Here is an 8,081-nt window from a genome sequence, read left to right on the forward strand (position 1 = left end):
CGTGTCCGTCGTCAGATGATTTGGGACGGTTCGTGGCGTTCAGGAGCGGAGGCTCTGGTCCCTCTGGGTGAGAGAGAGGTTAGGCGGCCTGCGCGTGATGGCGCAAGCGGCGATCGGTGAGGGTCTGACGCTTGATCCGCGCCCGCTCGCGCAGGATATCTTCGCCCCGACCGAGATAGACGTCGGCCGGTGTGAGGTTGCCCAGGCTCTCGTAGGCGCGGACGTGGTTGTAGTGATCGACAAACGCTTCGATCCGCCCCTCCAACTCGCCGGGCAGGTAGGCGTGTTTGAGCAGGATGCGGTTCTTGAGCGTGAGGTGCCAGCGCTCGATCTTGCCCTGAGTCTGCGGGTGGCGCGGGGCACCGCGGATGTGGGTTATGCCGCGGCTGCCGAGCAAGTCGGCCAAGTCACCTGCGACGTAGCTCGACCTGTTGTCGGTCAGCAGCCTCGGGCGATGCACGACCTGCACCTGATCGAGGCCAGCGGCGGTCAGCGCCAAGTCTAGCGTGGCGGAGACGTCGCTGGCCTGCATCGTCGTGCACAGCTTCCACGCCACGATGTAACTCGAGAAGTCATCCAGCACTGTCGATAGGTAGTACCAGCCCCATCCGACGACCTTCAGGTAGGTGAAGTCCGTCTGCCAGAGCTGGTTGGGCGCGGTGGTCTTGTCGTGGAACTCATCGGCAGCCTTGACGACGATGTAGGCCGGGCTGGTAATCAGGTCCTGGGCCTTGAGCAGGCGGTAGACGGTCGCTTCCGAGACGAAGTACCGGCGCTCGTCGATGAAGCGCACCGCCAGCTCGCGCGGGCTGAGCTCCGGCTGCTCCAGCGGGAGGGTGAGGATCTGCTCGCGGACCTCGGCCGGCAGGCGGTTCCAGACCCGGCTCGGCCGCGAGGGGCGGTCGGCCAGGGCTTCGGGGCCACCGCGGCTGTAGGCGTCGTACCAGCGGTAGAACGTCGAGCTGGTGATGCCGAGCTTGTCCAGGGTGGCTCGCACCGGCAGGTGGGACTGCTCGACCAGCCGGATGATCTCCAGCGGGACTGTCAGGAATTCCGTGTGGGGGCGGCGGGTTGAACATCAGGCCGCCATGGCTCAGGTGAAGCGCTCGCCGAAGATGACGGCGAACTGCGCCTTGGCCATGACCCACTCACGCGACCCCATCTTCCACGCCTTCTCGGAGCGGTTCAAGACCTGGTAGAGGAGCTTCAGCGCGGCCTCGTCGGTCGGGAATTGGCCCCGGGCGCGCACAGCCCGGCGCAGCGTGGCGTTCAGAGCCTCGATGGCGTTCGTCGTGTACAGGATCCGGCGAACCTCGCCGGGAAAAGCGTAGAACGGCACGACCTCGCTCCAAGCCCGCCGCCAGCTCTGGGCGATGGCCGGGTACTTCCGGCCCCACTCCCCCGCCTCGAAGGCGGACAGCGCCGCTTCGCCAGCGGCGGCATCGAGCGCACGGTAGATGTCCTTCAGCGCGGCCGCCAACAGCTTCCGGTCCTTGTAGGAGACGAAGTCGAGGCTGTGGCGCAGCAGGTGGACGATGCCGGTCTGGACCAGCTCCTCAGGGAACACCGCCCGGATCGCGTCGGGGAAGCCCTTCAGGCCATCGACCACGGCCAGAAGCACGTCCTCGACGCCCCGGTTCCTGAGCTCGTTCATGACCCGCAACCAGAACTTGGCGCCCTCGTTCTGCTCCAACCACAGGCCGAGGATCTCCTTGGATCCATCGGCGCGTACGCCTAGCGCGATGTGGACGGCTTTGTTCCAGACCACGCCCTCGTCGCGCACCTTGATCCGCAGGGCGTCGAAGAACACGATCGGGTAGACCGGCTCCAGCGGCCGGGCCTGCCAGGCGGCGACCTCCTCCAGCACCGCGTCGGTCACCGTGCTGATCAGGTCGGGTGAGACCTCGATCCCGTAGAGCTCGCGCAGGTGCCCGACGATCTCCCGGGTGCTCATGCCGCGCGCATACATCGACACGATCTTGTCGTCGAAGCCCGGAAAGCGGCGCTGATAGCGGGCGATCAGCTGCGGGTCGAACGTCGCCTGCCGATCGCGGGGGATCGAGAGCTCGATCCGGCCGGTCTCGGTGGTCACGGTCTTGCGGCCGTAACCGTTGCGCGTGTTGCCGGCATCCTCGCCCGCCAGATGGTGGTCAATCTCGGCGTTGAGCGCCCGCTCGGCCAGGGCCTTCTTCAGCGCGTCCAGCAGGCCGTCGGCCTCGAAGGCCGACTTCGGATCGGCGCCGGCCAGCAGCTGGTCCAAGATCGCGTCAGGGATGCGGGGGGCTTTGCGTCGTGCCATCGGGAACCTCCTTCGGGTCCACTATGGCCGCCCCACACGAAATTCCTGACAGTCCCTCTCCAGCTTCTCGGGGGCCGGGTACCTCATGCCGCGTCCTCCCCAACCCCGCTCATGCTTTTTTTGAGCAGGCGGTTCTCCAGGACGAGATCGGCCACGACCTCCTTCAGCGCGCCCGCCTTGCGGCGCAGGTCCTTGACCTCGTCGGCGGTGGCGGCACCGGCCGTGTCGCCGGCCAGCCGCTTCTTGCCGGCTTCGAGGAACTCCTTGGACCGGCCGTAGTACATCGACGAGGCGATGCCCTCGCGCCGACATAGCTCGGCGATGCTGTCATCGCCGCGCAGGCCCTCCAGCACGATCCGGATCTTCTCCTCCGACGAGAACTGCCGGCACGTGGCCCGGCGGATATCCTTGATCACGGCTTCTGCCGGCTTCCACGCCGGTCCAGATGACTGTTTCATCTTCGCTCCTAGGGGCTACGATGAACCAGCCATCCTCCGTTCGTGAAGGCCCTCAACCTGTCTCAGGAGTGCTGACGGCGGACATCCACCGGGTGGTGAAGGCAGCGGCTGCCAGGGCCGGCCTGCCGGCCGAGGTCTCGGCACACTGGCTCCGGCACGCCCACGCCTCGCACAGCCTCGACCGCGGGGCGCCGATCCATCTCTTGCAGGCTACGCTTGGGTACGCCTCGGTGGCGACGACCGGGCGCTACCTGCACGCGCGGCCGTCGGAGAGTTCGGCGCGGTTCCTAGGGGGTGTAAGTTGGCATGTTGGCAGCCTTGCACGAAGCTACGGCGCTAGCAAAATACGGCCCTGCCGATCTCGCGCGGATCATGGATCAGTCAGGCCACCGGGATCCGGGGAGAGTCGTCGGCTACATCCGGCGGGCGAACGCCTTCAAGGGGCACAGCGGGAGCGGGTTCCTGTAGGAGGAACAGGCCGATGTCGGAGGTAGATCAGGAGCGGTTCGCGGCCATCGTCGCCGAGAACGTCGTCTCAGCCTACGAGCGCTTCCGCGAGGAGCAGTACCTGCCAGAGCAACGCGCGGTCGCGGTCGCGGGCTTCCTGCGCGAGCTGCTGGCCGTGATGCCGACCACCTCCGGCGCCGTGCTTGCTACAGCCTGCAACCGGCACCTGAGCACCTTGCCCGATCACGGTTGGTTCAGCCCGCGGGTCGAGACGATCGACATCATCGATGGGTCGGTCACCCTGGAAGCGGATTGAGTGTCGTGGCCGCGCCGCTCGGCACATTTCTGGGGGGTTATAGCCGATGCTCGCCTACGTCCGGCGGCCGAACGCGTTGAAGGGGTATTCTGGGAGCGGGTTTCTGCAGGGAGTCGTGCTGTCTCAAGGCGGAGTGACATCAGTCGGGTTTAGCGCGACACTTGAGCGAGAAAATCAGGCGGTCAACAGCTTGGGCGTTTTGGAGGGGGCGGCGGAGTGCGCCATGCCACGCTACTTCTTCGATGTGCAGTCTAAGTCTGGCTTGGTCTGTTTGGACTATCAGGGATTGGATTGTCCTGACGACGAAGCCGCGAAGGCGGTAGCCCGTCATGGAGCAGGTTTCACCTCGGCAGGCGATTGCGCGCGGAACCCGCAGCTCAAGCGCTATAGCTTCACTGTAGGCGACGCACAGCATAAGCTGCTGTTTACAGTGCCGTTCAGCGAACTCCTGCCGGATGACGAGCCGTCGCCTGCCATCAAGAAGCGGCGCCCGCGTGCAGCGGCTGGCGGACCGCAATCCAACCGCCACGCTTGAGCGCGCGACGGCATTCCTGTCCTCGACCCTGGGAAGGATGGGATGTCGGCCAGGAGAGCGCAGCCGAGCCATAGTCAGAGTGATCTGTCCCTGGCCGCTCGCTCTATTCCGGGGATGACAGCAGAGAAGCCGTCACACGGGAAACTATCAGAGACCGATGCTTGCCCCACACCTTGAATGACAAACGCCCCAGGAGCAGGTGCTCCTGAGGCGCTGCCGACCTCACGGCCAGTTTGATCGGGCTGGGGATCCGGAGGCCAACTCGGATTTTATCATCTTTTGCAGCGCCCGGCGACGAGGACTCCCCCTCTCTCCTGCGCCCGCCTTGACCGCCCCAGCCCGGAGACCGGGAGCGGTTCGATCTTAGTACGAGCCGAACTTGTAGTTCAGGCCGGCGCGGACGACGGCGAAGTCGTTGGTGTTGCGCAGCGGAACGTTGTTGAACACCGGCACAAGCCCGGCACCCGTGACAAGGCCACCCACCAGCGGCAGGCCCGTAGACCGACCCTGATCGAGGTTCACGTAAAGGCCTTCGACCTTGAGCGTGACTGCCGAGGAGTGGAAGAAGTTCAGGAACGAGTCGGTGGGCAGGGCGTACTCGACGCCGCCGCCGACCGTCCAACCGGTGACAAAGCTGCTGCGGTTGCCGGCGAAGTTCTGGAAGGCGACGCGCGCGCCTTGGTCACCCGTGGCATAGGCAAAGCCGCCGGTAGCGTAGAAGAGGGTGCGGTCGAAGGCGTAGCCGAGCCGGCCGCGCACGGTGCCGAAGAAGTCGAGCGTGCTCAGCAGGCCGTCGGCCGGCACGAAGCCAGCGAAGGCCGGGCCCGTCGCGCCGGTCACGAGGAAGCTCTGACGGCGACGGCCGAAGTCGAGGTACTGAGCGTCGGCCTCAAAGCCAACCACCACGCCCGAGCCCGGCGTGAACTGGTAATTGTAGCCAATCTGGCCACCGCCGGTGAAGCCTTCGTTGTTGTTGTTGGCGTAGGCGAGCGAGGAGCCCGGCGTCAGGATGGCCGGCACGAAAGCGCCCGCACCGGTGATGGCCACCGGGCTACCGGCCGTCTGGGTGAAGCCATTCGGCCGGTTCGAGCTGGCGTCGAAGCCATAGCCGGCATTGATACCGAAGTAGAAGCCGGTCCAGGTGAACACCGGGACGGGGGTGAACACCGGCGGCGGGGCGCGACGCGGAAGGTCTGCGGCCGAGGCAGCGGAGGTGAGGGCGGTGAACGTGGCCAACGAGGCCAGAAGCTTCTTCATGACTGTGATTTCCCCAGCTTTGTGCCCGATCGGCCGCCAAGATAGCGGGTTCTGCACAGCCAAGCTGTATCGCCGCAGCAACACTTGTGGCGGGAGTGAGGCACGGACGCGATAGACTGTCTTACACCTCAGCAAGCTCCTTGACCTTCCGCGGCCGGCCGGCCCGCTTCAGCTTATCGGAGACGGAAGCCGCGGGCTCAGAAGCTTTCGCAGCCGCCTTCCGACGCTGCTGGCCGAGGCTAAGGCTCTTAGCGAGGGCCGAGCGCTGGGCGCCGTCGAGGGGTAGTTCCGGTGCAGGCCGAAGCGCTCACGGATTAGCTTTCGACATTCCTGAGGATGGCAGCAGACGCGCTGTTCGCTGCCGCAGGATGAATGGCCTGTACGCCCCGCGAGGAAGATGGCGCATACTCGGCTCGATAGGTGCGCTCCAGCGTCATCAGTGTGCGTAGGGGCGGCTCGGCCAGATCTAGAAGGTTCGCATCACGCCAGGACAGCTTGGGTCCACTGCCTTTATGAAACCAGCGACTCTTCTCCTCTTCGACCAGCAAAACGACCTTGCCTAACCAGGTTCTGCGGAACCAAAACCGACCCGTGAGAGCCATTGCTACAACGCCTCCAGGAGCATCTTGGCGACAATGCTACGCCGCTCTGGATGCTTTCGATACAGCCAACGTTAAATCGAACAGTCTCGCTTCACTGCTTGGTGACGAACTGAGCTGCCCACTCCTCCGCGGTCAGTTCGGGACTAGTCAGGCACAGCGCGCCATTGCTGACGGTCGGCGTGCCTTGCGCGACTCAGCGCTGCCAGTTCGCGAAGGCGTCGGCTTGCTTGATGATGAGATGGATGCGTCGGCCTAAGCTGTCCGCCATGAGTCGCCGCGACCGGTGCGGGCTGAACGGTAACCCGCCATGCCGCTCGAAGGCTTCGGCTCGGGCTTCGGGGCGCGACCGGGACGGATGACGTCCAGTAGCTGCCCGATGAGGCCCAGCGCGTCGACCTGATCGTCATGGACGCCGGCCGGAAAGCGAAGCAGCTCCGCCTCGAAGTCCTGGCAACAGGGGGCGTCTGCGGGCACGAACAGGCCACGCATGGACATGCGGGCGCGAATTGACTGAGCGCGCACGGCTTTGTCTCCGCGCGTGGGACACTTGCGACGATGGACGTAGGCCCTGGCCTGCTGTGCGGCGGCCTGGATCATCGGCCCGAGCGCCGCGCGGATCTGGCCGGTCTCCTCCGCCCATTCCAGCGGGCGCCACTTCTTCACCAGATCGCAGAAGGCCCCGATCCACTCGGCGCTGTCGGCCTGTTTCCGCCAGAGGTCGAGGACGTACATGTTGCCGTCCGGATCGACGCCCACGACGATGTGCACGGTGTAGTCGCCCCCATCGCGGGTTACGGCATAGTCTGAGGCGCCGTAGACCGACATCCCCTCGCGTGGCGGAGGGGAGGTCGGCGGCTTAATCCACGCCTTCTCGAAGAAAGCGCCGCCGTCGGGGACCGGGTTCTGCTGGTACAGGCTCGCCCAGGTGCGGGTGTCGCACTCCTGCTTCCGCTGGCGGAGCTGCGCGCCTTAGCCGTAGGTGCCCTCATCCCACAGAAAGTCGCCGACCGCTCGGCCGAGGGGATCGTGGAGCACGGCCTGCGCCGGCAACGACAGCACGCGGTAGTGCCGGCCGGTGGCGTCGAGCTGGCGCACGATCCGCCCGGCCAAGTCATCGTCGTGCCAGCGGGTGTGCATGATGACCCGCTTCGAACCCGGCTTGAGTCGGGTCGAGAAGTCGTCGCTGTACCAGTCCCAGACACGATCCCGCTGCCGGCGGCTCTCTGCGTCCTCGCGGCTACCGAAGGGATCGTCGATGATGCCGAGGTCCGCCCGGAACCCCGCGATGCCGACACCAACGCCGACGGCGTAGTACTCGCCGCCCTGCGACGTGCTCCAGCGGTACGCGGCCGTGCTGTCATCGGACAGACCGATCCCGAGTTCCTGGCCGTGGGCGAGAACGAGATTGCGGGTTTTCCGGCCTGACCTGACCGGTATTTTGGACCGAGCCGATTGAGAGGCTACTGCATGGTGGCGGCCATGGGTAGCCGGAAGGCCAGATCCGGGAAGCTGACAGGCGCAGGTGGCCGATAGCCAAGCGACGAATGCGGTCGGACGCGGTTGTAGGTAGATTGCCATAGACCAATCACGATCTGCGCCTCCTTCAGCGAGTAGAAGATTTCTTGGTGTAGGCACTCGTCGCGCAGCTTGCCGTTGAAGCTCTCACAATACCCGTTCTCCCACGGCGAGCCGGGTGCGATGTACTGGATCTGCGGCCCCGTCTTGGCGACCCACTTACGCAGCGCCTTCGAGATCATCTCGGGGCCATTGTCGCAGCGGATGTGCTCCGGGATACCGTGCAGGCACATGGCGTCGGCCAGCGCCTCGATCACACCTACGCTGTTGATGCGTCGGGCCACCTTCAGCGCCAGGCAGGTCCGGCTGTGCTCGTCGATCAGCGTCAGGATGCGCAGGCTCCGCCCGTCGTGCGTCTGCGCCTGCACGAAGTCGAAGCTCCACACATGGTTGCGGCGGAGCGGCCGTAGCCGCACGCAGGAGCCGTCGTTGAGCCAGAGACGGCTGCGCGGCCGGTGCTTCTGGGGGACCTTCAGCCCCTCGCGACGCCAGATGCGCTGAACCCGATCCTTGCCCACCTGCCAGCCGTCTGCCTGCAGCAGCGCGGTGACACGGCGGTAGCCGTAGCGCCCGTACTCGGACGCCAGGGCGA

At 65.7% G+C, this 8,081-nt stretch carries 8 protein-coding genes and 2 pseudogenes; 3 read left to right on the forward strand and 7 right to left on the reverse strand.

The features are described from left to right. Positions 1 to 79: 79 nt before the first annotated feature. The 3 genes and pseudogenes from Q8W67_RS19490 to Q8W67_RS19500 form a co-directional block, all read right to left on the reverse strand. A pseudogene (locus Q8W67_RS19490) lies at positions 80 to 1,036 on the reverse strand (DDE-type integrase/transposase/recombinase); the annotation flags it as partial. A 57-nt stretch (positions 1,037 to 1,093) separates the two neighbouring features. After that, complete coding sequence (locus Q8W67_RS19495; protein ID WP_305548765.1) at positions 1,094 to 2,299, reverse strand: IS256 family transposase; 1,206 nt, start codon at positions 2,297 to 2,299, stop codon at positions 1,094 to 1,096. 57 nt (positions 2,300 to 2,356) lie between these two features. Beyond that, positions 2,357 to 2,757: pseudogene (locus Q8W67_RS19500) on the reverse strand (transposase); the annotation flags it as partial. A 20-nt stretch (positions 2,758 to 2,777) separates the two neighbouring features. On the opposite strand from Q8W67_RS19500, the gene Q8W67_RS19505 reads away from it, so the two are divergent. The 3 genes from Q8W67_RS19505 to Q8W67_RS19515 all read left to right on the forward strand — a co-directional run bounded on the left by Q8W67_RS19505 (position 2,778) and on the right by Q8W67_RS19515 (position 4,055). Further along, positions 2,778 to 3,251 carry a tyrosine-type recombinase/integrase gene (locus Q8W67_RS19505; protein WP_305548767.1) on the forward strand — a complete coding sequence of 158 codons (474 nt, stop codon included), beginning with the start codon at positions 2,778 to 2,780 and terminating at the stop codon, positions 3,249 to 3,251. After that, the gene (locus Q8W67_RS19510; RefSeq protein ID WP_305548769.1) at positions 3,239 to 3,520 is read left to right on the forward strand and encodes a hypothetical protein; all 282 of its coding nucleotides are present in this window, start codon (positions 3,239 to 3,241) and stop codon (positions 3,518 to 3,520) included. The genes Q8W67_RS19505 and Q8W67_RS19510 overlap by 13 nt, the downstream gene beginning before the upstream one ends. A 223-nt stretch (positions 3,521 to 3,743) precedes the next feature. Further along, positions 3,744 to 4,055, forward strand: coding sequence for a hypothetical protein (locus Q8W67_RS19515; RefSeq protein WP_305548772.1), 312 nt, complete (start codon positions 3,744 to 3,746; stop codon positions 4,053 to 4,055). 363 nt (positions 4,056 to 4,418) lie between these two features. Here the strand turns inward: Q8W67_RS19515 and Q8W67_RS19520 are convergent, their stop codons facing one another. The 4 genes from Q8W67_RS19520 to Q8W67_RS19540 form a co-directional block, all read right to left on the reverse strand. Further along, a complete protein-coding gene (locus Q8W67_RS19520; RefSeq protein ID WP_305548774.1) occupies positions 4,419 to 5,312 on the reverse strand; it encodes an outer membrane protein in 894 nt (297 codons plus the stop codon). Positions 5,313 to 6,166: 854 nt separating this feature from the next. After that, on the reverse strand, positions 6,167 to 6,739 hold the full coding sequence (gene terL / locus Q8W67_RS19530; RefSeq protein WP_305548779.1) for a phage terminase large subunit: 573 nt from the start codon (positions 6,737 to 6,739) through the stop codon (positions 6,167 to 6,169). 144 nt (positions 6,740 to 6,883) lie between these two features. Further along, positions 6,884 to 7,051 carry a hypothetical protein gene (locus Q8W67_RS19535; protein WP_305548781.1) on the reverse strand — a complete coding sequence of 56 codons (168 nt, stop codon included), beginning with the start codon at positions 7,049 to 7,051 and terminating at the stop codon, positions 6,884 to 6,886. Between the two features lie 323 nt (positions 7,052 to 7,374). Next, the coding region (locus tag Q8W67_RS19540; RefSeq protein WP_305545543.1) for an IS3 family transposase at positions 7,375 to 8,081 on the reverse strand (707 nt) is incomplete at its 5' end.

It is taken from the genome of Methylobacterium sp. NEAU K (assembly GCF_030700285.1).
GTDB lineage: Bacteria > Pseudomonadota > Alphaproteobacteria > Rhizobiales > Beijerinckiaceae > Methylobacterium.